Source organism: Bacillus sp. LJBS06, from assembly GCF_016924995.1.
Lineage (GTDB): Bacteria > Bacillota > Bacilli > Bacillales > Bacillaceae > Bacillus > Bacillus stercoris.
The window spans coordinates 1-24672 of record NZ_CP070484.1; the positions used below are offsets into that span (position 1 = coordinate 1).

32 protein-coding genes are annotated in these 24672 nt (G+C 34.4%); 9 read left to right on the forward strand and 23 right to left on the reverse strand.

Annotation, left to right across the window (positions count from 1 at the left end; translation table 11 throughout):
* The 9 genes from JQX68_RS21155 (at position 1) to JQX68_RS21195 (ending at position 7586) form a co-directional block, all read left to right on the forward strand.
* On the forward strand, positions 1–1668 hold the full coding sequence (locus tag JQX68_RS21155; protein ID WP_013603357.1) for a hypothetical protein: 1668 nt from the start codon (positions 1–3) through the stop codon (positions 1666–1668).
* An 8-nt stretch (positions 1669–1676) separates the two neighbouring features.
* Entirely contained in the window at positions 1677–2156 is a 480-nt protein-coding gene (locus tag JQX68_RS21160; protein WP_009968709.1) for a DUF4376 domain-containing protein, read from the forward strand.
* Between the two features lie 38 nt (positions 2157–2194).
* The gene (locus JQX68_RS21165) at positions 2195–2401 is read left to right on the forward strand and encodes a hypothetical protein (protein ID WP_013603356.1); all 207 of its coding nucleotides are present in this window, start codon (positions 2195–2197) and stop codon (positions 2399–2401) included.
* Positions 2402–2442: 41 nt separating this feature from the next.
* Positions 2443–2712, forward strand: a complete 270-nt coding sequence (locus JQX68_RS21170) for a hypothetical protein (RefSeq protein ID WP_009968664.1) — start codon at positions 2443–2445, stop codon at positions 2710–2712.
* 1 nt (position 2713) lies between these two features.
* Positions 2714–3010: a hypothetical protein gene (locus tag JQX68_RS21175; protein ID WP_009968663.1), complete on the forward strand. Its 297-nt coding sequence runs from the start codon at positions 2714–2716 to the stop codon at positions 3008–3010.
* 13 nt (positions 3011–3023) lie between these two features.
* Complete coding sequence (locus JQX68_RS21180; RefSeq protein WP_162785456.1) at positions 3024–4337, forward strand: LysM peptidoglycan-binding domain-containing protein; 1314 nt, start codon at positions 3024–3026, stop codon at positions 4335–4337.
* A gap of 109 nt (positions 4338–4446) precedes the next feature.
* Positions 4447–5424, forward strand: a complete 978-nt coding sequence (locus JQX68_RS21185; protein ID WP_144499945.1) for a tyrosine-type recombinase/integrase — start codon at positions 4447–4449, stop codon at positions 5422–5424.
* Positions 5425–5538: 114 nt separating this feature from the next.
* On the forward strand, positions 5539–7158 hold the full coding sequence (locus JQX68_RS21190; RefSeq protein ID WP_106074212.1) for a ribonuclease YeeF family protein: 1620 nt from the start codon (positions 5539–5541) through the stop codon (positions 7156–7158).
* A gap of 11 nt (positions 7159–7169) precedes the next feature.
* Entirely contained in the window at positions 7170–7586 is a 417-nt protein-coding gene (locus tag JQX68_RS21195) for an immunity 70 family protein (protein WP_106074213.1), read from the forward strand.
* A 25-nt stretch (positions 7587–7611) separates the two neighbouring features.
* Here JQX68_RS21195 and JQX68_RS21200 read toward each other — a convergent pair whose 3' ends face one another.
* The 23 genes from JQX68_RS21200 to JQX68_RS21310 form a co-directional block, all read right to left on the reverse strand.
* Positions 7612–8823, reverse strand: coding sequence for a PIN domain-containing protein (locus JQX68_RS21200; RefSeq protein ID WP_106074214.1), 1212 nt, complete (start codon positions 8821–8823; stop codon positions 7612–7614).
* A gap of 50 nt (positions 8824–8873) precedes the next feature.
* Entirely contained in the window at positions 8874–9152 is a 279-nt protein-coding gene (locus JQX68_RS21205; RefSeq protein ID WP_106074215.1) for a hypothetical protein, read from the reverse strand.
* A 100-nt stretch (positions 9153–9252) separates the two neighbouring features.
* Positions 9253–9582 carry a type II toxin-antitoxin system PemK/MazF family toxin gene (locus JQX68_RS21210; protein ID WP_009968519.1) on the reverse strand — a complete coding sequence of 110 codons (330 nt, stop codon included), beginning with the start codon at positions 9580–9582 and terminating at the stop codon, positions 9253–9255.
* Positions 9582–9719 (reverse strand): hypothetical protein, encoded by a 138-nt coding sequence (locus JQX68_RS21215; RefSeq protein WP_013603347.1) that lies wholly within the window; start codon positions 9717–9719, stop codon positions 9582–9584. Before JQX68_RS21215 ends, JQX68_RS21210 begins: the two co-directional genes overlap by 1 nt.
* 124 nt (positions 9720–9843) lie before the next feature.
* Positions 9844–10119 (reverse strand): hypothetical protein, encoded by a 276-nt coding sequence (locus tag JQX68_RS21220; protein WP_009968583.1) that lies wholly within the window; start codon positions 10117–10119, stop codon positions 9844–9846.
* On the reverse strand, positions 10109–10567 hold the full coding sequence (locus tag JQX68_RS21225) for a Rho termination factor N-terminal domain-containing protein (RefSeq protein WP_205440660.1): 459 nt from the start codon (positions 10565–10567) through the stop codon (positions 10109–10111). Before JQX68_RS21225 ends, JQX68_RS21220 begins: the two co-directional genes overlap by 11 nt.
* A gap of 496 nt (positions 10568–11063) precedes the next feature.
* The gene (locus JQX68_RS21230) at positions 11064–11357 is read right to left on the reverse strand and encodes a hypothetical protein (RefSeq protein ID WP_009968711.1); all 294 of its coding nucleotides are present in this window, start codon (positions 11355–11357) and stop codon (positions 11064–11066) included.
* A 52-nt stretch (positions 11358–11409) separates the two neighbouring features.
* Complete coding sequence (locus JQX68_RS21235) at positions 11410–12306, reverse strand: ArdC family protein (RefSeq protein ID WP_074794753.1); 897 nt, start codon at positions 12304–12306, stop codon at positions 11410–11412.
* A gap of 125 nt (positions 12307–12431) precedes the next feature.
* Positions 12432–14426 carry a DNA gyrase subunit A gene (locus JQX68_RS21240; protein ID WP_074794756.1) on the reverse strand — a complete coding sequence of 665 codons (1995 nt, stop codon included), beginning with the start codon at positions 14424–14426 and terminating at the stop codon, positions 12432–12434.
* Between the two features lie 120 nt (positions 14427–14546).
* Positions 14547–16463 (reverse strand): toprim domain-containing protein, encoded by a 1917-nt coding sequence (locus tag JQX68_RS21245; protein WP_205440661.1) that lies wholly within the window; start codon positions 16461–16463, stop codon positions 14547–14549.
* A gap of 113 nt (positions 16464–16576) precedes the next feature.
* Complete coding sequence (locus JQX68_RS21250) at positions 16577–17440, reverse strand: replication initiator protein A (RefSeq protein WP_205440662.1); 864 nt, start codon at positions 17438–17440, stop codon at positions 16577–16579.
* 358 nt (positions 17441–17798) lie between these two features.
* A complete protein-coding gene (locus JQX68_RS21255) occupies positions 17799–18164 on the reverse strand; it encodes a hypothetical protein (RefSeq protein WP_020846156.1) in 366 nt (121 codons plus the stop codon).
* Positions 18165–18273: 109 nt separating this feature from the next.
* On the reverse strand, positions 18274–18861 hold the full coding sequence (locus JQX68_RS21260) for a thymidine kinase (protein ID WP_043940325.1): 588 nt from the start codon (positions 18859–18861) through the stop codon (positions 18274–18276).
* Between the two features lie 117 nt (positions 18862–18978).
* Entirely contained in the window at positions 18979–19194 is a 216-nt protein-coding gene (locus tag JQX68_RS21265; protein ID WP_013603337.1) for a hypothetical protein, read from the reverse strand.
* Positions 19195–19333: 139 nt separating this feature from the next.
* Complete coding sequence (locus JQX68_RS21270) at positions 19334–19489, reverse strand: hypothetical protein (RefSeq protein ID WP_009968683.1); 156 nt, start codon at positions 19487–19489, stop codon at positions 19334–19336.
* Positions 19486–19767 carry a hypothetical protein gene (locus JQX68_RS21275; RefSeq protein ID WP_009968681.1) on the reverse strand — a complete coding sequence of 94 codons (282 nt, stop codon included), beginning with the start codon at positions 19765–19767 and terminating at the stop codon, positions 19486–19488. Before JQX68_RS21275 ends, JQX68_RS21270 begins: the two co-directional genes overlap by 4 nt.
* Positions 19764–20591, reverse strand: coding sequence for a ParM/StbA family protein (locus JQX68_RS21280; RefSeq protein ID WP_013603336.1), 828 nt, complete (start codon positions 20589–20591; stop codon positions 19764–19766). The genes JQX68_RS21275 and JQX68_RS21280 overlap by 4 nt, the downstream gene beginning before the upstream one ends.
* Before the next feature lie 552 nt (positions 20592–21143).
* Entirely contained in the window at positions 21144–21743 is a 600-nt protein-coding gene (locus JQX68_RS21285) for a sigma-70 RNA polymerase sigma factor region 4 domain-containing protein (protein ID WP_009968495.1), read from the reverse strand.
* A 513-nt stretch (positions 21744–22256) separates the two neighbouring features.
* Positions 22257–22814, reverse strand: coding sequence for a RusA family crossover junction endodeoxyribonuclease (locus JQX68_RS21290; protein WP_013603335.1), 558 nt, complete (start codon positions 22812–22814; stop codon positions 22257–22259).
* Entirely contained in the window at positions 22811–23359 is a 549-nt protein-coding gene (locus tag JQX68_RS21295) for a nucleoside/nucleotide kinase family protein (protein ID WP_205440663.1), read from the reverse strand. Before JQX68_RS21295 ends, JQX68_RS21290 begins: the two co-directional genes overlap by 4 nt.
* Positions 23356–23652: a thioredoxin family protein gene (locus JQX68_RS21300; RefSeq protein WP_009968549.1), complete on the reverse strand. Its 297-nt coding sequence runs from the start codon at positions 23650–23652 to the stop codon at positions 23356–23358. Before JQX68_RS21300 ends, JQX68_RS21295 begins: the two co-directional genes overlap by 4 nt.
* A gap of 159 nt (positions 23653–23811) precedes the next feature.
* Positions 23812–24021, reverse strand: a complete 210-nt coding sequence (locus JQX68_RS21305) for a hypothetical protein (protein WP_009968550.1) — start codon at positions 24019–24021, stop codon at positions 23812–23814.
* A 173-nt stretch (positions 24022–24194) separates the two neighbouring features.
* Complete coding sequence (locus JQX68_RS21310; RefSeq protein ID WP_205440664.1) at positions 24195–24569, reverse strand: dUTPase; 375 nt, start codon at positions 24567–24569, stop codon at positions 24195–24197.
* Positions 24570–24672: the final 103 nt, after the last annotated feature.

Consider the following 24672-nt stretch of genomic DNA (forward strand, 5'->3'; position numbering starts at 1 on the left):
ATGGCTATCGTAGCAAGTGGTCAAACAACTATTATGGATATGAATGATGCAATTATTTCAGGTACAGCCCCCACCTCCCCCACTGTCGGTACCCTCTGGATCGATTCCTCTGTCTCTCCAAACGTTTTAAAAAGTTGGAATGGTTCATCTTGGGTAATTCAATCCTTAGCATTATCAGGATTAGATCCAGCTGCCAATACAACTTTGACAAATACAACTAAGACAGCTAATGAGGCAAAATCTACAGCTGATTCTGCCAAATCAACGGCTGATGCAGCCAAAACAGCTGCGACAACAGCTCAAACTACAGCTAATGGGAAAAACAAAGCTTTCCGACAATCTACCCAACCAACTGGAACATTAACTGCAGGCGACTTATGGTTTGACACAGCTAACGGAAATAGAGTTAGCATTTACGATGGTTCGAAGTGGGTTTTATCACAGTTTGGAAATGCTGCAGTTGATAATTTAGATGCTGGTTCAATTACTACAGGTACTCTAAAAGCAATTGATATTTCAGCTTCATTTGTTGATTCAAACGGTCAGGTGAATGGCACTTATTTTGATGGTGATGAATTTAGATTTATGAAATTTAAGTCTGGTGTTAGTAACCCAGATTTAAAGAACCCGAACATCTCAGAAATTGAACAGCTATCAAAAATATTTGTCGATGGATTCGCTTATGCAACAAGTACTTCTGCTTATGGTCTCGGGGCGGCCGGTCTCTTCTATGAAGGAGTTGGAGAAGAGAATATAGGTGCATGGTCGATTGGTTCTAGCGCGGCAGGGACAATGACCGTAGTTTCTGATTCTAATATTGATATTGAAGTTGGATCGGGCCAAACCATTTCTTTATATGGAAATGTCTTTCTCGGTGGTGACTTGAACGCTAGCAATCACAATCTCAATAACGTCAACCATATTACAATCAATGACGCAGGTGGTGGCGAAGGCATTGAATGGCTTGGCGGTAACGGATGGAAAATCGTTGAGTCTGATAACAACCTATCTAATGTTTCAGCCGGAGCTTTACAGATTGCAAGTGGTGGTCAAAGAAGAATGTCTATTTCCACAGCTGGTAATGTGTATCTTTCCGGAACTACCTTCAAAGGAGAGTCGGGTGGGACTACTCATTTCGCTAGTCAAGGTGCAGCAAGACTGGTAAGTGATGGTGGTGCCGAATTCCTAGTCGGATCAGATGGTACAGGTTCACGTGTTTGGTCAATGGATATTTACAATAGAACCTATAGTTCGTCTCCAAACTTATATATCACAGGTGCTGGGACCCTAGGGAGAAGTACATCGGCTCGAAAATATAAATTATTAGAAGAACAGATTTCCGAAGAACTTCCTTACAACATCTTGAAACTTAATCCGAAGACTTGGTTTGATAAATCAGCTGTAGAACAATTAGCTGGGGCCATTGAGAGAAGTGAAGATCTCACTGACTCAGATATTCCTTACCTTGAAAGAATAGGTGGATTAATCGCTGAAGATGTTGAAGATGCTGGATTATCCTTATTTGTTCACTATAGTAATCCGGATGAAAATGGTCACCGTGAAGTTGAGGGCCTAATGTATGACAGACTATGGGTTTTGTTAATTCCATTGGTTAGAGAACTCTTTAATCGAGTCGAAACCCTTGAAGAAAAACTTAAAAGGAGATAAAAGCATACATGATAACAAGAATTGAACAACAAATGCTTGATAAAGGTATCTCTTCTTTTACTCAATATGATATGAACACTTTGATTGTAAGAATTGCCGACAAACTCGGAAAGCTCCCATATGAAATTACGGAAGATGTAATACTTCAACATCATAAAAATCTAAAAAATGATCTTCTCTCAGAAGCTTGTGAAGAAGAAATTATTAAAGGGTTCACAGCATCAAACGGTCATGTGTATAGAACTAATCGGGACGATCAAGTTAATATGATTGGTCAAAAGGACATTTTAGATGACACAGATTCTGCAGAACCAATTAAATGGAGAACAGAAGATGCTGGTTGGATAGATCATACAAAAGATGAATGGCTTCAGATATACAAAGAAGCTTTTGATTTTAAAAAATCCACCCTACTTAAATACGCTTCACTAAAGGATCAAGTAAACAACGCGACGACACATGATGAAATCGTAAAAATAACTGTCTGAAATAAAACTAAACTCTAGAAATATAGGGAGAGAATTCAATGAATGTAAACCCAATTGAATTACACCAGCTGATCATTGAGGATTTGAAGCAACAAAACTCTATTTTATCCGAACAAAGATCAACTCAGGTTGCTATTAATAAGTTGGCTCTAAAAAGAATCGAGGAATTACAAGGAACGGTTGCACAACTTGAGTTGAAAGTAAAAAATCTCGAAGAAGAATTAGGAAAATCAAGCAAAAAGTAAGGCACTCATTATTGAGTGTCTCTTTTTATGGAGGAAAACAGATGGAGCAAAAAGATTATGAAAGAATTGCTACGTTAGAAACACAACTAGAAACTCTATCTAAGGGACTTGAGAGAATTGAAACGAAGTTAGATGCTTACTCAACAAACTTTATTACAAGGCTTGAAGCAGACATCCATTTTAAAAATCTCGAAAAAGAAATTGATGAAATCAAACAAAACAAACGAGCAAATAGCGCACTAATAGTAAGTTGTTTATCAGTAATCCTCTCAACTGTTTTTGCGCTAATAAACTTAATTGGAGGTAAGTAAGATGATGAAGTATCTAAGTGATATTGAATGGTGGAAACACCTTGCAACTAATGTTGGTGGTGTTTTAACAGCGATTCTTGGATTTTTAAGCATTTTAAATCTTCACTTTGATTGGTTTAGTCCAGGATCGATTGATGCGTTTACAGCAATCATCATTGCTATTGGAACCCTATTTGTTGGTTCATTCTCGACAATTGTAAACACTTACCTAACTAAGCACAGCAAAGAGAAAGCAAAACAGGTTGCTGATAAATATGAAGAAGAATTAGTTGAAAAAACAGCTCAAAAATCTAACTAAAGAGGCGATTAAATTGAATAAACTAATTAAAACCGTTAGTGCGCTAGCTCTTTCTTTAGGGCTAGCTTTTTCTTTTGTTGCTCCTAGTTATGCGTCTTCCCTTCCATCTGTTGACTTCATTGATGTATCACACCACAATGCCGAAAATGGGTTACCTCTATCATTTTATCAAACAATCAAAGGATCAGGAGTGCAAGGTGTAGTTGTTAAAGTTTCTGAAGGAAGCTATTACGTTGATCCTGCTGCATCCGTTAATATTGCCAATGCTCGTCAAGCAGGTATGATTGTCAACGCTTATCACTTTGCTCGTTATACAAGCAATTTCGCAGCAAAGAAAGAAGCGATTTGGTTTGATAAAAAGCTTCAGTTGGTTGGATTTGATAAGAAAAAAGATGGCTATGTAACCATTGATGTTGAAGCTTCCGGTCTTGGCACAGCCTCACAAGTAACTGAGTACACCAATACTTTCATCAAACAAATGAAAGCTCTTGGTTATAGTCGTGTAGATTTGTATACCGGGTCTTACTACTACAATGGGCAGCTGATTCCTAGCAAACTCGTAGTAAATAAACCTTGGTTGGCTTCTTACCCAGCAAATCCAGTAAAGAACAAACCTACTGCCAAATTCACAAATGGAAAAGGTGCTTGGCAATGGGCTTCTGATTATAAATTCATCGGTATGTCTAGATACGGTAATTTTGACGTTTCAGAAGATTACGCAGGTAAGTACACAAAGAAAACGTCATCTACCCAAGTAGTTACAAAAGGGGTTGGAACCATTAAGATTGTTTCTTTAGTAGATTACATGAAATCTAAAGGAATGAATTCTTCTTTTTCTAACCGTTCGAAACTAGCTGCAGCTTATGGAATTGCAAATTACTCAGGAACTCAAGCTCAAAATCTTGCTCTTTTAGAGAAGATTAAAACTGGAACCCCAGTAGCAAAATCAAACACTTCTAACAGTAAACTAACAACATCAACTCCTAAATCTTCTTCTTCATCTTCTAAGACAACAACTTATAAAGTTAAGTCTGGAGATACTCTTTCAGAAATCGCTGCGAAGTATAAAACTTCTGTATCTAAACTCGTGTCTCTCAACAAAATCAAGAACCCTAATAAGCTTTATATTAGTCAGAAACTAAAAGTGCCGACTAAAGCTTCCGTGGCTAAGAAAGCTGCATCTAAAACTTACTACACAGTGAAAAAAGGAGATAGTGTTTCTAAGATTGCTGTTAAATACAAAACCACTGTTTCTAAAATCAAAAGTCTAAACAAACTTAAAAACCCGAACAAGATCTATGTTGGCCAAAAACTTCGGGTTAGGTAATCAATCTGGCTCCTACTTTTTGTAGGAGTCCTTTTTTTAAATTATAGTCCCCTCCCCTGGATCATCAAATAGACATAAAATTTCAATTTTATAATAAGGAGTCGGTTAAATGGCTAAAAGAAATGCGATTTATAGCGATGAATTATATGCTCAAGTAAATCGAGAAAATAAGGACCTCCTTGATGATTACATATTGGAAATGAAATCACGGAGAAAAAGTGAAAAGACCATTTATCAGTATACGGCTGATATTAAGATGTTTTATTGTTGGTCCGTAAAGAATCTCGGTAATAAATCGATCTTAAAAATGAAGAAACGCGATTTTCGTAGGTTCTTCCTCGAGCTTCAAGATTCAGGTACATCAGCTGCACGAATAAACCGTGTTCAATGTTCTCTTAGAAATATGCTTGAATTCGCAACGGAAGATGAAGACGAATATGATTATGAGATTAACGCCATGAGAAGCATTAAAGGACTTCAAAAAGAAGAAGTTCGAGAAATCTTCTTCCTTACAGATGAACAAATAAGGCTAGTCGTTGATTATCTATTGGAGAAAGGTAAATATCAGAAGGCTCTTTATTTGACTCTATCCTATGAATCAGCTGGACGGAGAAATGAAGTATACCAAGTTAAAAAGCACGGATTCCTTGAGAACTCTAAAACAAATGAGGTTGTTGGAAAACGAGGTAAGAAATTTAAACTCTTATATTTCTCAAAGTCTAAAGAGATTGCACGACTTTACTTTGATCAACGTGGAGAAGATGATATTGACTCCCTTTGGGTTGTTGGGAAAGGAGAAAGTAAACGACCGGCCACATATGAAACCCTCTATAATTGGACAGTAAGCTTCAGATCAATTCTTGAAGAATTAACTGGAGAGTATATTGCTTTTAATCCCCACAGCTTTAGGCACTCAGCCCTCACTAACTACCATGACGGTAATCATTATGTCCTTAAAGAATTAGGCAAAGACAAATTTGATTTAAAGGTCCTTAAAACTCTAGCAAACCATACGAGCGTTGAAACAACAGAAGGTTACCTTCCTGACCGTGATCAAGAAATTCTTGAAGAAGCTTTCGGAATTTAAGAAATAAGTCGCAGGTCCAAATTATCATTTTAAGGATTAATTCTTCATGACCACCCCTTCTTAATTTTCCCATGGTAATATTTTGATATTAAACTATTAAGAAAGGATATGGTCATGAAGGTATTTGAAGCGAAAACACTTCTTTCAGAATCAGAAAATCGAGCAAAAGAATATAAAGAATTAAAAAGCAAAATGGTCAAATTAAAGAAGGCCTTTAAAGCTGTTGCTGACTTAGATGATAGTGAGTTTTCAGGAAAAGGTGCCGATAATATCAAATCATTTTATGAGGATCAAGCCGGCGTTGCTGATCAATGGATTGATCTGATTGAAATGAAAATTGCTTTTTTAACAAGTATTCCTGGTATCTTGGAAGACGCTAACTTATCTGATGCATACATAGAGGAATCCTTCTTAGAACATGAGTTGGTTAATGCTAATACTAAATCAAAGGCCATCATGTCTGAACAGAAAAAAGCAATCAAAGACATCTTAAATGATATACAAGACATCCTTCCCCTAGATGTTTTTTCAACAGAAGACTTTAAAGATAAATTATCTTCTGCTGATAAAGAACGAAAAAACACAGTCGAGAAAATAAGCGAAGTTGATGAAAACTTAACATCTGAATATGCTCTATCAGAATCCAATGAACAAATGATTCAGGCAGATTACCAGGCCTTGATTGGGGCAACTTCAAAAAGTAAAAGTGCTTCGCCCATCTATTATGATGCTAAAGCATATAGAGACAGTGAAGTCCACAAGATGGCTGAGGATGTTAAAAAACAATCGACTGATTATATCTCCTTTAAAGATCAACAGGCTGAGCAAAGAAGGATTGCAAAAGAACAGGAAGAGCTTGCAAATCGCCCATGGTACGAAAAGACATGGGATGTTGTTTGTAATTTTACAGGAGAAGTCTCTGGATATTATGATTATAAAAGGGCTGCCGATGGAGTTGACCCTGTAACCGGTGAAAAGCTAACTGAGGGACAACGAGTAGCAGCTGGGGCAATGGCTGCTGCAGGTTATGTTCCTATTGTGGGATGGGCCGGTAAATTAGGGAAAGGTGTAAAAGCTGTTTATTCAACAGGCAAAGCTATCTCTAAAGCCGAAAAGGCCCTGGAAGTATATAAAACGCCTAAAACATTCTATGCTCTTCAAAACTCGAGTAAAGGGCTATACGGACTTGCTTCGGCGAATGGCTTTAGTGAAGCTATAACCGGTCGAGATATGTTTGGGAATAAAATATCTGATGAACAACGGCAGAATAGTCTTAATCAGGCTCTCGGCGTTCTTGGTGGATTTGGATTACGTGGAGTGAGCAAAAAGTTAAATGCAACAAATTCTAGTGTTTCTAAAAGACCGTCCTGGCGACAATCTGAAATCGATATTGGCAAAGAGTATCCTGGATATAAAGATCAAGTATCTTTCAAAGATAGAACTGAAGTAAAACATGGGACAAAGAATAGTTCTCGACCAGACTTTTATGATACTGGGCATAGTATTGAAGTGAAAAATTATAAATTGACCACATCATCAGGAAGAAGCAATCTTGTTAGAATAGTCTCCAATCAATTTAACAAAAGATTAAAAGACTTGCCTGAAGGAACCAAACAAACTGTTATAATAGACGTACGTGGTCAAGCTGTATCAAGAGATATTTTAAGAGATGTTAAACGAAAAATAGACGAAAGAACAGATAGTAAAGCTGAAATAATATTTAAAATGGATTAGAGGTGTAAGATATGGCTGTAGGTTTTATGGTTGACTGTTTTTTCTATGAGGCCGGACATGGTGATTTTGTTCATTCATTCTTCTCAACAATCTCATATCACCTAGAAAAAGATGGTTGGGGAACAAAATACCCTCTGTTAATGAATAACTTATATCATGATAAATTAGAGTGGTCAGACGTTCCAGCAGCAAGAGAAAATTTAAAAGAAATCGAAGGAGAACTTTCAAAACTTTCTCCTGAAAAGGTTATTTGGGATATTGAAGACTTAACAAAAAACCCTCCTTGGGGAGATAACATAAGTCCAAAAGTAACCAACTTATCAAATTATTTTGCAACAAACGACGGCCAGACTTTCTTCGAGGTACTCTATAAAGCGATGGATGCTTCAGAAGAGGACAAATGTGATATGACTATCCGAAATGTATAAAGACCCTTTATTAAGGGTCTTTATTTTAATAAATATTTCTTCCAACCTTCTGGGATAGCTCTATCCGGCGGTCTGTTGGTATTAAAGTACTCTCAATATTAGCAGAATCACACTCGAAGTTAGAAATTTTGGAGTCTAAATCAATAAAGAAAGATATAGGTACAGTAAATTCCACCCGATATAAAGAAGCAGGAATAGGAATATCATGATAGATTGCTGATACAATATTTGTTACGCTTAAATCTGCTGAAATTAAAACTAAGTCTTCTACGATTAGTTTTTCTTTAATTATTAAATTACTTATATGGCCTTTAGTCGCGTGAACATCATGAATATCCAATGAAAACGGAGAAGTGGCGACTTTTGAATTGATTTTATTTAATGACTTTTTCATTTCATCTCTAACAATAAGCAAATGATCATATTCATTTAATAAGCTCAAAACGTCTTTATTATTCAATTGATCTTTAAATTTATTTAGTTGAAAATACGTCGTTTCATTTTCCATATTTTCTTTTATGTGATGGAAAATTTCATTATGCATCTCAAGGTGACTTTTAAATCTTTCATCCTGATTGACCAGATCTTTAATACTTCTATATAATACAAAATTATCGCAATCCTTTAATAACTCAGGATGTAGTACAGAACTAGAGTCTATACAAGTTAAGTCAAAAAAGTCATTTACATTATTAGTAATAAAATAACAATTTTCCAGACTATTTTCTTTTACAAAAGTTGAATAGGTTAACCAAAACACAGCATCTCTAAACTCGTTTTTTTTCTTTCCATCAAAGAACGGTGCTTTTCTGTTTATAGCTCTTTCAATCAAATCTTTCATAAGACTATCATAGGGTTCTAAAATTTCTATTATCCCTTCTTGTCGGAGTTCATCATAATATTGGTCAAATTGCTGTTGGCATTGTTCCTTTGTATAAGGAGATTTAACTTCTTTCTCTGTCCCCATGTAATCTTTAATTCCATCATTAAACTGCTCAAAATGAGAAAACAATTCATCGATTTTTTCAAAGTATTTATTTTTGGTTTCTGCGTAAACTACGGATGATATGTATATTTTGGATCTTTCATGTAAAAATTCTGAGTCATATCCAGTTTTCTCTATGAATTCTCTATCCATATGTAAACTCATTCTTACCATATCTATTAATTGTTTATTGTGGTTATTTCTTAGAAATGGATCACTAAATAAAATATTTGTATCTAAAAAGAAGTTCACTTCTGCACCCCCGATAACTGAAATAAACAAAAAGGACCTAAATGGTCCTATTAATTTTTAAATCTGTTTAAAATCATATCGTGTTTTCCAACCTGTTTAGAAAGGTAATCAATGTCTTTTGTAATATCATTGGTTTGTTTATCAATTTTCTTGAGAAGAACAATTACGTCTTCGTTAGTGTTACTTTCTTTCTCTGTCATCATTTCTAGACGCTGTTCGATATTATCAAGGCGTTTTTCAACAGAATCAAATCTCTTATCAATCTGCTCAAATCCCTTGTCGAACTTCTCAGATAGAGATTGCATAAGTTTTAAAAGTTCATCAGTCATGTAGATCACTCCTATAAAACATTATACATTAATTTGTAAGGTATCTCATGAAATAATTTACGGATTTTAATATTGAATATTCCGAAAATTCGAGAGCCACTTAATGTGACTCTCCTATTATGTAATTCACCACGCTATCAGTAATCCATTTCAATTGTTCCCCTTCAATTTTTCCAACTTTGAAGATCAATCGATTGGCATTGATCGTATAAAGTTTATTGGTTCTTACAATTGAAGGTTTGATTAGCTCGATCTCTTTCCAATTTTCTAGGACCAAATCAAATTTGGTTCGTGGTGGTTGGCTTGATAATTTTGCAATCGTAACATCAAATTCATTTGGACCAGAATAACCAACTATTATTCCAGGTCTTCGTTTACCACTGTCAGGATCATGATACATCCAAATATCACCCTTAGAGTGATTACTCATTAATATTCATCTCCTTCATCCAGGATCTGAATACCTTTATTAAAATAAAGATCATACATCAAATCGAGTAATTTCCATCTTTCAGCCGGTTCCATATTTTTAATTTTTTCAAGGAATTCATATGCTGTCTCTTCCATCGTTTTTCTCCTTTCATCTATCTCTTACATTATTAATTATACCATTTATTGGAAGTTTCGTACACTCTTTTTTGTAAGTTCTTGTCGAATTTTGTCAGTATAAGTCAATAAAAAATGGCAAAGCTTATTTGGCTTCACCATTTACGGATTCATATCTCTTAGCTCCCCCGCCAAGAAAGTATTCATCATAAACTTTGTCCAAGACTTTTTTCTTTTCTTCTTCAGGTAACTCCTCAATAAGCTTCAACATTTCATCTGCTGTATATTGTTTCATGATAATCACCTTCAAATTAGACTGATTATCTTTATTATAACAAATGGTTGAACTTTGATTAATTAATTTTAAATTCCCAAAGACCAGGTTACTCTCTTTCTCATTTGTCTCTTGTTTAGTTAGCATACTTGAACAAGTAACCCCCTTCACGATACTTATAACCTGCAGCAGTTTCTTCTCCAGTCTTAAGAGATCGCTTAACCCATCCAACGTTTGTGATTTTATTTTCAGTTACCCAATTAAAGGTTTCCATAAGACCATCAATGGTTTGAATTAGTTTGCCATCTTTGTAAACTTCAATTTTTCTCTTCTTAGCCCCACGTTTCTTATGAGAAGGTTTTTCTTCTACTACCATTATGTTTTTTTCTGCTTCAATCACCTTCTTAATTTGATCGTTGTTAAGCATTGCTGCAGTTTTAATTCCAAGATCTTTGGCTTCAGAAATCAATTGGGATCTTTCAATCGCATAAATCAATTGAGTCCGGTTCATATCCCAACGACCAGTAATGTTCATTTCCTTTGCAATATTACGTAGTTCCTTAACAGATTTAACGGATAATTCAGTAGTTGCCATTTAAGTTACCTCCGATTTTATGTAAAAATTAATTTGATTTATCTCTCTTATATAAATTATTATACCATTTTATGGAAGATTCGTACATATGTTCGCGAAATTTACTTCTATTTTCATGGTCTTAAATTGGATAATTATAAAAAGGTCCGGATAAAAAATCATATTCCGTCGCCAAAAAAAGATGCTTTACAGCATCCTTTCTATATTTATTCAAATAAACATGTTTATAACAATGCAGAACATCCAAGTGAATACACAGAACATAACAAAAATGATCATCCACATAACATCTGATTTTGTAGAGAGCTCGAAATAATCACAAACGGATTCAAAAGCTGATTGAATAAGAAATAGAAACGGAAAAGTTAAGGTTCCGATTTTCTTCCAAACTGTTACACTCTTTTTCTTGGAAATTTGTAAAATAAAGTCCATTATGGTATATTCTCCTTATCGACAAATCCTTATTAGAAGGTCAGGTGTGGGAACACCTGGCTTTTTATTTATTTATTTTAACGACTTTTAACTGGCCATACTTATCTTTGTAATAGAAGTAAGTGTAGGTTCTTCCTTCCTTCAGGTGTTTTCTGTACCATCCATTGTTTGACATTAAGACTTTATACTTCTTTCCAACTTTAATCTCAAAGAAAGTAGGATCGGCATATCCGTTAAACTTACCTTTAACATGGTAGACCTTTCTTTTCTTCGTAGCATCAGCTTTTTCTGGATGAACCCCAGCGACAGTTGTAAAAACAAGTCCAGCAGCGAGTACTCCAGCAATTAATTTTTTCATTTCTCATTTCTCCTTTTGTTATAAAATCAACATTTTATGTCTCTAAAAGCATTTAAATGGCTTCTGTGAGCTTCAAATCATTTTCAATATATTTCCCTTCAATAAAGTTTAAAATGAAATCTGAGGCTTTCTGGGCGTGTTGTGAAGCCGATATTATCAATCCCCTATCTTCTTTTATCCGGCATAACCAGTTATGTAAATAAGAAACGGAATTTTTTTGTTGATTTTGATCTTCAATTCCTAACATTGAGAGAATCATATTTGCTCCGATCTCAGCGACTAATTCTTCTTTGGAATAACTTTCACTTCCGAAAATAGTTTGGCCTGGGGCGTCCTCAAATCTCTTGAGTCGAGTAATATGTCCAGTGCTGTGAATCATTTCATGAAATACTGTTGAGTAATATTCAGTAACATTCTCATACTGGTTAATAGATGGCACAGTTATTGAATCAAGAGTTGGGTTATAATAAGCTCTATCTGAGCCTACTTTTATATTAATTTGGCACTCTCTTTTGTAAGCGCTTACAACTCTTTCAGCAGATTCAATCGGATCGTTTATAAAATCAGCAGTGTCATCTGCTATCCCATCGACATCTGAAGCATGGAAGACGTTATAATACCTGAAGATAAAGTTCGGACGATCTTTATCACTTTCTTCGTCCTCTCCTCTTTCAACAGGCTTCCAAAAATATATTTTATAAGACTTGCTGCCTTTTTTCAGTTTGACTTCAGGATTTTTCCTTTGAAGTTCTTGGATCTGTTTAAAGGTTAAATAGCTGCCTCCTTCCAAGAGTAAAAGGTTTATTCCCTGATAAGGAATTTTCGTGATATAGTTTTTAGGCATTCCTCCTTTCCAGGGTTTTCTCCAAGGTGCTGGACCTCCATTCTCAATGGCTTCCTCCAAAGCCCGGATGATACGATCTTGAACATACTCATAAACCTTCGACACAATATGACCTCCAATAAAGTAGTTGAATTATTTATCTCTTACATAATTAATTATAATCCAACATATGGAAATCGTACATATTTTTTGTAGAGATTTGTCGAATTTCGGCAAGAAAAAAGGGCAGCCTAAGCTACCTCAATTTTCTTAAGTTTCCTTGATGGAGAAGCATAAACACCAGTAGCGTTTCGGCCATTCGTTAAGTTGAAGTTTTTTGTATCAACGGTTAACTTTGATTTATCTGTCAGGAGATTTAGGCTAACATCATCCTCTAAAGTAATCATGTCTAACAGGTCTTGCTTTAAGCAGTATGAGTTTTTAAGGATCGTCCGGTTACCCTGGAATGCTTCTAGATTGATTTTTGCGATCCGGTTATTCGAATATGCTGCAATAATAAACTTATGAGTGCTATCTAAAATAGAATACGAAACAATAGTTATATTTTTATCCCGAATCATATTCGGCAGATACGTCCCAAGAGCATTGGCTCGTGTCTCGTCAATATCCTTAAGTTCGACTTTATGACAAACTCGGTCGGATCCAAAGATAAGGATCTCGGCTTTATTTTCTGTTTCAAAAACTTTTAAAACTTCATCCCCAGGTTTTAGATTAGGTTCCTGATTCCCTTTAAACTTGTAGCAATAACCTTCCTTAGTGAGATAGATTGTTACTGCATAGTTCGGTACTTCTTCTACAAGACGAACTGGTTTAACTTCTGTAAGTTCAACGATTTTTGTTCGTCTCTCCTTGCCGTACTTCTCCTTAGTTTCATTTAAACCCTTAATAATGATTTGATTTATTTTATCCTGACTTTCAACAATTAGTTTATAGTTCTCGATTGTTTCCTCGAATTTATCAATGTCCTCAATTTTCTTAATGATGTACTCTCTATTAATGTTCCTCAACTTCATGTTGGCCACTTCTTTAGCTTGTTCGAAGTCTATTCCAAAATGCTTTTGAAGATTTGGTTCAATCTGATCTTGGCTTGATCTTCTAATGATTTCAATGGCTTCATCAATATCCAACAATACCTTCTCAAGACCTTGGAGTAAGTGTAGTTTACGAGTCATTGTTTCAATATCGTGAGACAATCCACGCTTAATACAAGTTGTTCTCCATTCAAGCCATTTATCAATTGTTTGCCAAACTCCTAAGACTTTGGGAAGATCATCAACAAGCATATTCATGTTCGCTGAATATGTTGATTGCAACGGAGTAAATTTATAAAGCTTTTCAAGCAGCACATTCATATCTGTATTTCGACGGGCAGTTATAGTGATTAGCATTCCCTTCAAGCCTGTCAGATCTTTAACATCAGTTACTTCTTTTAGCTTGCCAGCTTTATTTAATTCAACGATTTTTTCAATAATTGCTTCTCGTGTTGTAGAGTATGGAATTTCAGTAATGTGTATCTCATTCTTTACAATTTCGGCTTTTCCACGAATCTTAACTGTTCCCCGACCTTCCTCGTTCAATTGGCGGAATACATTATCTTCTTTAACAATTAATCCCCCAGTTGCAAAGTCTGGAACTAGAACCGTTTTTTCTTCCGTCTCAATATACTTAACAATGGCTTCAGTTAATTCTTTTAAATTGAATGATGGAATAGACGAACTAAAACCAACACCAATCCCTGAATTTGAGTATGCAAGTATTGAAGGGAATTTAACAGGAAGTACTTCAGGCATCTTCATTGTCCCATCATAGTTATCTATAAAATCAACAACATTCTTATCGAAGTTCTGCATCATATCAATTGAAATTTCAGAGAGCTTAACTTCAGAGTATCGATCAGCTGCCGGCATTAAATCTCTTGAAGTGTATTGTCCAAAGTTTCCTTTTCCTTCGAGCATGGGAATGATATGTCGATCTTTCTGAACCATACCAACCATACTTCCATAAGAACTGCCATGAGGATGTAACTTCATAACCTGTCCAGCAACATTTGCTGATTTCGTGAATTTAAAGGCTTTTTGTAAGTACATAGAATAAAGTATTCTTCGATGAACAGGTTTAAGTCCATCTCGAAGATCAGGTAGAGCTCGATCGAGTAAGATATAGGCAGAATACTCCATCATATTGTTTTCAATGATTTGTTCTATGTTTTTGTTTGTAGTAGTCAAGTTAAAGTTACCTCCTAGTTATTGAAAATTCTCATTACGTAATCTTTATATCTAGTCTTTCTAAAACGTAAATGAGAATAAAAAAGATTGGCAATTTAATTGCCAACCTTAGAAAAGCTATTAAATTGCTTCTTCAACATACTTATAAAGATTTTCTGAAATATATTCTCTTCTGTTATCAACGCTGCTACCCATCCAAGTTTCTAAGGACTCAATCATATTTTCAGCGTCTTCAACTGTTACTTTTATAAGGTTCCGGGTCTCTTCATTCATCGCTGTTTCAGCCATAGTAACTGCATCAAGTTCCCCAAGACCCTTACAACGAGCAATTGTGTATTTACCCTTTAAAGTGTTGATCTTTTGGTCCTTTTCACTTTCTGAATAGAAGTAGATCATTGAATCATCTTCCATTTTGATTTCATAAAGTGGTGTTTGAGCTATATAAACATAACCTTCTTCAATTAGCTTCGGCATTAGTCGATAGATCATTGTAATGATTAAACATGCTATTTGAGCTCCATCAGAATCTTGGTCAGTAGCAATAATAATCTTTCCATAACGAAGGTTATTAATATTAAACGTATCAAGGTCCTTGTTCTTTTTGTCAGTTTGAATACCACAACCGAGAACCTTAATTAGATCAGTGATAATTTGGTTTTTAAAGATAGTCGTATAATCTGCTTTAAGGCAGTTCAGAATTTTTCCGCGAAGTGGATAAGCTGCCTGATAAACTGCATCTCGAGCTAAAACAATTGAACCTAACGCAGACTGGCCTTCAGCAATAAAGATTTCAGAGTCTTTGCCATGCTTCTTACAGTCGACCAAGTTCGCCACTTTATTTCCAATACCATCGACCTTTTCACTCAGCTTCTTTTTGAGCTGCTGTTTAGCCTTTTGAGACTGAGTATTATGTTTTTGAACTTCAAGTAAGTGATTAACGAATTTTTTGAAGCCTTTTTCATTTTCTATTTGGAAAACTTCGAGAAGTTGGGTAGTATGCCTTTGGGCTAATTTTCGATAAAGCTTCTTATCAGTTGAAAGTTTGGTTTGGTTTTTAAATTCAACTTTATTTGATAAAGCCACCAAGACAAAACTAACGCTCGATTCAATGTCTTCTGTTGTAAAAGAATTAATTCCTTTAGGGAATAACTTATTTTCTCTCGCATATTTATTACAAAAGGTTTTTATCCCAGTTATAACGCCGTCATTAAAGGAACCCCCATCAGAAAGGTAGGTTAAGTTCAAATAAGACTCCTGGATTGGATCGGTTGTTGTTGAAAAAGTAAGCTTTATTTGAGTTCGTTCTCCATCTTCTTCGTATAAAGAATCTGGTGCTGTAATCACTGGAGAAGTTGTTGTGCTGCCAATCAGTTCCTCAAAATACTCTTCAACACTTTCATAATGGAAAGTCTCTTCTTCACCGTTATGAATGAAGATTAATTTAATCTTATGTGAGCCAATAGCAAACCTTCTTACAATTTCTCGGACGACATCTTTGTCATAAGTAACCACGGGATAAACTTCAGGATCCAATTTAAAAGTTATAACTGTACCGTGGCGGTCTTCACTTATTTTTTCTTTTGTTAAGTCCTGAACGAGTTCCCCACCATTTTCAAATTTTAAGGTGTGTTTATATCCATCGTAATAAGATTCGATATAAAAAAACAACGAAGTAAAGTTGAGAACTGTCGCCCCTACACCATTAGTACCAGTAGTAGTCTGTTCGCTCGTTTCATATTTTGTAGAGGCAAACAGGGTTCTAAACAATAATTCATAGTTTTTAACACCATCGGTTTCCCCATCAATGGGTATCCCTCGACCGGTATCTGTAACCCGAACAGTTTGAAGGTCATCAAACAATTCAAGGGTAACTATTCCTTCATCAAAATTATTTATAACTTCATCAGTTCCATTAGCAAGGATTTCTTTCAAACCATGATAATAGTTATCTGCTGATCCATACCAAATTGCAATTTTTTCTCTGGACTTCTCTCTATCGTCCAATCTTTTAATCTTGTCTTGATTAGTAGTAGTCAAGTTAAGCTTCCTCCTAAAATCTTTTCCCATATATTGGGACTAAGTTCTATAAACATTATATCCTTCGTTTATGAGTTCGTAAAACGATTTTAGGAGTATTTTTAGGTTAATTTTTAATTATCTAACCAATTATAAAACGGCACTTGCCCATTTATTTTCTTCCCTTTGAAATCAATATTTCCATACTTTAGATTTCTTTTATGAAGAGCATTATCAAGACAAGTTCTTAAATAGGCTCCAAAATTTTTCACATCTGGGGTCTTCTCTACTTCGTCTAAAACCATAATGCAAACTTCTTTAGGCAAACCTTTTTTCATATATTCAGAGATTAAATTATGTATAGTTTCTTCTCTTGTTAACAATTTGTTAACAAGATTATTCTCATTATTATTAAAGTTATTTTTAATAGAGTTATTATTATTAGTGGTTCTTTTTGAACTATCCGGATGGTTCAATTTGACCTCTCTTGATGGGTCAAAATGAACTTTCCCGGAAAGTTCAATTTGACCTATCCGTTCATTACTGGAAAGTTCATTTTGACCCATCCAGTTTTTATCTATGTTTTTGGCTGTTTCCTCTGCTTTAATTAAAAGGTCATCAACTTCATTGTTTAACCGATAAATATCTTCTTCGGTATACTCCAGCATTAGAGGATAGAGGATGTTCGACTTGTTCATCCCTTCCCTTTTTTCTTCTAACAGTTCGTATTTTGCTAATTCTTTCTTTGCTCTTTTGAAAGTTGAATCTGAGAATCCTAGAAGCTCTGAACCTTTTTCGATGCTTAAACGAACGTAATACCTTCCGAGTTCGTCTTTCCAATTGTTCATCATACTGAGCTTGATTCGGTCGATTAAAATTATGTAGAGTTTCATGGCATTCGGATTCATAGTTTTGTACTTGTCTCCGATCAGAAGAACTTTTGGAACCTGGTAAAATACCAGAGAGTCGAGGTTATTAGCTGTGAAATATTTACTCATTTTTGTTGCTCCTTTTTGTTGAAGTCCGAAGCAACACCTGATATAATTGAATTAAAAATAGCCAAAAGCAATGAAAAGGCATATATGTAGCCCTGTTAAACTTTGGTCGGTTTGCTCAGGTGCTGCCAAGCGAAAAATAGTCTAGCGCCAACTAGGCTATTTTTTATTATTATAATACTTTGTTGAACTTTCGTAAATGAGTATAAAAAAATCCTCCTTTATCGTCGAAAGAAGGAAGAAATGGTTGACATATTGGGTATGTATTAGGTAAAATGTGAATCAGTAGTTGAGTTAAAGTTATTTATCTCATAGTCCTACTCTTTTTCTCCGATTAGAGTGGGATTTTTTATGTTCAATTTTAGGATTCATAATCATCATCATCGAAAAATGCTTCTAAATAATCAGTCTTACCACAATTGGTACAAACTTTATCACTATTAGAGGTTTGATTGCAAAGCTCACAGTAGGCTTTTCCTTTTCTAACATCATCAATAACTTCTTCTACATATTCTTCCGGAATTCTAATTCCTTCTTTAGAGACCCCTTTAATCGGTTTAGTATTGAATTCATACTTGAATAAGGTTTCTGTATCAACTTCTAGAGTTTTCCCTGAAATTTTCTGAAGTCTATCTTCCCAAACAGGATCTCCAATGTATACTCCTGACAGATCAGTGTTTTCATTTCTATAAATGTCAGCAGCATTTCTTCTTATTTTGATTTTCATTTTATCCCCCACAGAGTAAAGCTTATTAATCTCTCTATATTTATTATAACATTTTATGTAAGAAAATAAATAAAAAGTGAGCGAAAAAGCCCACTTTTTCAATAAAAAATTAAATAATTTTTTCATCATTGTAATAGTGATCAGAACATAACGCAAGATAATAACTCTTTTCTTCTACAAATGTTTCTCCAGATCGAGAGACTTTTCCATCAACAATTCGAGCATTATACTGAGCTATCTTAGAGCACTTAGAAGCTTCGCAACCTCTTGAGATTCGGTTTATGTTTTCGGAGGGTAGGATGGTTAAAAGGTGACTAGATGAGTCAAATAACTCTCCTGTGAAGGTTAGATCAAGACCATAAAAATGAATAGGTACGTGGTAGCTTTCTGATAATGAAACAAATTCTTCAACGGTTTCTTTAGGAAGAAATTGAGATTCATCAATATAAATTGTTTGGGTATTTGTCATGAATATAATGATTTCTAATAAAGAAATATTTTGTTTGAATTGATCCTTGTTTAAGTTAATTGATCTTAGGCTGCGTCCATCTCTACTTTCAATTTTTCCTCTTGAAAAAGTATCTTCGGTTAAACTAACTGAAAGGGCAACTTTTTCTTTAGGATCAATTAAGTAATCATCTATTAACTTTTTAGACTTTCCAGAACCCATTAAACCAGTATTAAAAGTTATATCCATAGATAAAGTCCTCCATTGTAAGATTTAACTTTGTAATTATATCCGTACAATTGAGAACGTAAATGAAAAGACCAAAAAAGGTCCAGCTTAATAGCTGAACCCTTAATTAAAAACTTATTAGATTAAGATTGAAACTTTACGGAATGCTTCTTTGCTAGCACATGCTACAGGTTTATTCTTGATTTCTTCTTCAGAAAAATCATACTTAATATTTTCTAACATGCTTTCATAATCAATAGAAGAAGGATCAATTTCAACTCCAAAATCTTCTTTAGCCATCTCAATAGCTTTTAGAGTTTCTTCTTTAAGCAATTCGATAGTAAGTTTTTTCATGGTTAATTCCCTCTTTCTTAGTAGTTGATTTGTTATTTATCTCTCTTACATTATTAATTATACCATATATTGGAAGTTCTGTACATAAAAAATACAGAATTTAGGTAAAAATTTAATAAAGACAGCCTTTTGGCTGTCTTTATTCTTCGTTCCTAATTATCCTATCTATCTTGTGAACTGTCTCATACAACTCTTTTTCAAGTTCCGGAACAGGACCATCCTTTATAAAACTATAAGACCTCATAATGAGATCTTGAATCTCGAGTAAGTCTTTTTCTTTAATTTCAATTTTCATAAGAACCCTCCTGAATCATCTGGTAACTCAATTGTTTCAATTTTTGCTTTAGAAGGCTTTGGAGGATCGTTTTGGACTTCTTGATCAACTGTTTCATATACCGGAGTTGAACGAACAACCCCTCCTCGTTTTTCTTCAAGGTCTTTCTGAATCAATTCTCTTAAATACCAAGCAATCCCTCCGGTTCGGTTCTTAGCGTCCTCAAGAGCTTTACAAATTTCAGGGTACTTCTTCTTATTCCAATTGATCTGATACATGAAGTTATCTTCGCGACTCACGCAAACATCTCCTCAAACTTCCTACCGTATTTTAGAAGCAATCCAACTGAATTAACGTAGTAAGATGGTTTATCCTCACCCAGTTCGGCAGAACTTACAGTGGAATATCCAACATTCTCTAAGCATTCTTTCATTTCTTCTGCTTTACCACCTGTACAAACAATAGGGTAGTCATAATCGATATTGCTGCAAGTCTTAGCAAAAGTCTTCGCCAAATCCATTATTGAATTGTCGATCGTCCCACCATTAATAGTATGGCTATCCATTTTACTTATAGACCCATTGATTAAATAAAGGACGTTTAATGTCTTAGAACCAGCATCTACAATGACGCAGTTTAATGAATCTGAGAAGTTTAGGGCTCCTAATCCCTCTGCAGCCATCACGATATTATGTACAGTGAATTTGAATGACTTTCCTTCAACGATAACTTCTCTTTCTCCTTCAAAATGTTGAACGAAATATTTTTTATCTGTAACCATACTTTCATATGGGCAAGTTAGAATTAAGTTAAATTCTTTCTTTCCAGTCTCTTTAAAGATTGTATAGAGAGCATATACTAATCGAATTTGACCTTCCATATGGCCTTTTCTTGTATTGCCGAAATACATTTGTTCTTCACGGCCGAAATAGAAGTTCTTAACGGTTTCTCCAACATAATAATCAAGGCCGTTGTACTCTACTCTTTCCATTCCCTCGTAATCTTCTAAAGGCTTGTAGCTATGGAGAATAGAAGGGAAACTGCCGACCTTAATTTGTTTTTTGTCCTTATAAGCGTACTTCGTACTAAAATTCCCAATATCAATTACAGTAGTTAGTGTCAAGTTAAAGCATCTCCTTAGTTTTCTTTAGTTGGAACTCATTTCAATTATAATGGAAAGTTATTCATACGTAAATAATTTTTTAAATAAACTCTTAAATAAATTATTATCTAATCGCAAAATGAAAAAATGAACAGAAAAAATATTTTTTTTAATTCTTGACTAATTTAAAGAAAACCCTTTTATTTTTATTTCCCTTAACTTATAATGGACTTTGAATAGGATTTGGTCCATTTGTAGGATATTGTAAAAATTCGAAAAGTTGGTAATGTTTCTAAACTTCGTTTTAAAAATTTTACGAGGAAATAACATTAATTTAACGATTTTCGGATGTTTGTGTCCTATTCGTTTGTGTTATATATAATAATAAATAAAGATAATTAGTGAGCTTTAAGCAGAATCACTTTGGTTCTGTGGTAAGTTCTTACAAAAATTATAAATTATCGAAGAAATGCTATTTATTACCACTTCGTGTTATGTTATAATAATTAAAGCAAAATAAAAAGCCCTACCTTGTTGGCAGCAAGGTAAGACTTTGAATAAGATCTTTTTATGTTAAGCGATCTCAAGGTATTCTTTGGCGATAACAGAACGTAATTTTTTCTTAAGCTTTATGACTCTCTGGTTGGCAGCCTGACGAGTCAAACCATGCTTTTTAGCATAAGCATTAACAGGATTATTTTTTACGTCAATAATAATTTTAAGTAAGTCCATTTCGTCTTCTTTGACGTTTTTCAAAATGATTGAAAGAAGTTCGTTAGTGGCAATGTTATCAAAAGATGTGTCGTTGGCAGCGAGCATATCTTCTATCTTGAGATCGTCATCACCTATTGGTGAAGATATTGAAAAGACTCCATTGCTTTGATTCTTTTGAGCATAACGGGAATATGTAGCATTTCTTACCCCTTTTCTTAACTTCGGGTACAGATATGTTGTGAAACAGTATCCTGTGTCTGAATCATACGCTTCGTAGGCCCTCCATAATTCAAGCTCCAACTCTTGCTGAAAATCTTCCTCTTCAACTTGATTAAACATGAACTTTGAATTAGCTTGTTTCATAGTCTTATAGACCATCGGCAAAAATCTTTCCCTCACCTCTTCAAATGTCATTTGAATTGATAATCCATTTGAAAATAAGATTTCTTTCTTCTTCACTAAGTCTCGTCCTCTCTCTATATTGCTATTTCATGTTGGTGGATACAAGTAAAACCAAAATTTCCATATCCATCAGACTTAATGATTATATCTAGAGAAATAGAAACGTAAACGAAAAAAATATTATTTTTTTAACTTTTTGTTTGAGCCTTTTCACAGATTGGAAGTCTTCAGAATAGGTCTTTTTTGGTAGTACTTACAATAATTATTATATTACATAAGTACTAGATCGTACACCTATTTTTTTGATTATTCCCCATAGTCGAAGGATTATGAAAGTTTAGTTTGTTTTGTTGATATGACCTTTATTATGTTGACCGACACGTTAATATAATATCATAATACGGTGATCGAGGGAACATTTGTTCCTATTTTTTAGCGAATAAGAACGGATATATGAACATATAGACATGTAAGGCTCAAATGACCTTATTTAACATAAAATATTCATTTTATGTATATCTTTAACTTAATAAATGATACCCCATCATTTAGCAAAAGAAAAGGAGGTATTTACCTCCTTGCTAAACATTCCTTATTAGAAAGATTGAACTCTTGAACTAACCTATTGTCAATGATTCTCTTAAATATTGTACAATGGTCAGGTTTCTTCTTACATAGAGCACAGTTTTTGTCTTTGAAATCTTCAAGATCTTTTGGGCCATCGAAAACACCAATATTGGAAGCCTCATAAATCTCAAATTCCAGTCTCGGGTTTTGACTATCAATATAAACCCTTTCTGCAACTGGTAGAGCCACATCGTCATCAAGATAAACGCCGGCTTCCGTAAAAACATCGAATGGGACCTTCAAGAAATTGTTTGGGTCTTTTCTCTTGCGATCTAAGAAAAACTTGATTTTTACAAACACTAACTTTCCTTTTTCAGGTTGTTCCCACTCTTGTTCATTCATTTGGTCTTTTACATAATCAGTAAAGAAGGATTTGTATATCTTAGTCTCTTCTGAAGGATATGCCTGAACAAATTTACGCCGGCCATTTGAAGAGACTTTGTAACTTAGATAGTTGTTAACTGATGGTGGTAATGGTGAAACTAACCGTAGGCTCTTCATTTAATGTCACCATTCATAATATTAAGAATGTCCTCGATAACCTGGTCCTTATCCACTGAAACAATAGTGTAATCAACTTCAAGCTCGAATCCTTCAAAATCTCTTTCATCCGCAGCTAATCTTCTTATAAGCTCGTCTGAGTTATCTTTTCTATTCAATCCCCTGGCTAATCGAACATCATAAGGCGCCATTAAATAGATTCCTATAACATTACTTGAACCGTATTTTTGAGTTAAATCACGATACCCAGAAGGCTCTGTAATCACGATTTGGTCTTCAAAGAGTTTTATATCTTGGCTATTGATTGCATAGCTCCAAATGTCTCCGAACGCACTTCTAAAGCTATTCTTTGCAACTAATAAACCTGATTCATCAAGCCACTCAAAATAATCTTGAGTAACGAAATGATAATCGACTCCATCAATCTCGTGAGGTCTTTTTGGACGAGTTGTATAGGATATAACCGTTTGATGTCCTTGACTGATCAATGTCTCTAATGCTGTTGTTTTACCAGAACATGTTGCTCCAAGTAGAACATATATCATAATTCATCACCGTGATAATTGGAAACATAGTCGAAAAACTGAATCACTTTAATTAATTCTTCAAGCTCTTTGCTGTTAAAAGGACCATCATAGTTTGCGATTCTATCGCCTTCCCTATCAAAGAAAACCAATGTATGAGTCTTTTCAATTTCATATTTTTCAATTAGCTCGGGATGTTCGTCAATTGACACTTTCTCAAATTCACTGCCTTGTAAATCTGCTGCGTTTATTTGTCTTTCCAAGAAATCATTGAGTGGATCGTTCACTTTATATATCCAAATAACCTTAACCATAGTGTATTCCTCCGATTAGTAGTTGAGTAAGGGATCCTCCGATCCCTTTATGTGCGTTTCATTAACTTGTAAATGAAGTAACCAATAAGAAAAATGATAAATAGGTTATAAGCTGTGATTAATGTACAAAATAAAGCAATAGCTAATACATACTTCATCTTATTGTTCAGTCACCACGAGGTCTTTATCTTTGTAGTACTCGACGGTAACTAAGACAATATAATATTCCACTTCTTTTTTAGTCTTCTTCGTGATCGTGTGGGATTTAAGGTATTCACCATGTTCCGCCTTCTGTTGGTCTACAATGGCTTCTGCAGCTACTTTAGTATCCGCAAAGTATTTAGTAGTGGTTTGCATAGTAGTTGTCATATTAATTTCCTCCGATTTATTTAATGATTTAAAGTATTAAAATAAAAAGATATGATGAAGGATCATATCTCCAAAATAGCCAAGAATAAAACCAAGACTGATCCATCCTAAACAAATCAGATAACCAATTGAATGAATTAAAAGTGTCTCTAAGATTTTTTTGATCACTAAGTTTACCCCCGGACATAACCGAGTTTTGGATCCTCTTGCCGGCGATAATTCAACCGGTTCTTTTCTTTATACAATTTTAAAATTTCTTCCTCTGTCATTTGTGCAGCAATAAGAATATTTGTAAAGAAATGCAAAGCATCAATGATCTCTTCCTTAAATAGCTGATGCTGTTTTTCAAGATCATAATCTTCTTTTTCATACTTGCTGGACCATTCTTTAGCATAAGGAAGTTCATGAAGAGCTTCACTGAGTTCATCAATCGTCCAAAGCATCATAGTCTTGATGTATGTGGCTTTTTCCTGAAGAGTCATGTTATCAAGGTCATGACCCATACGTTTTTGAAACTCTTTCTGGCTATCAAGAATAAATTGATTCATAGTAGTAGTTGAGTCCTTTCTCCAACTTAAATAATTTTTTATTTATATTATTATTTAAGTTGTTATTTAATTCTTTATATTTATATCTGGTTATTGAAAAACG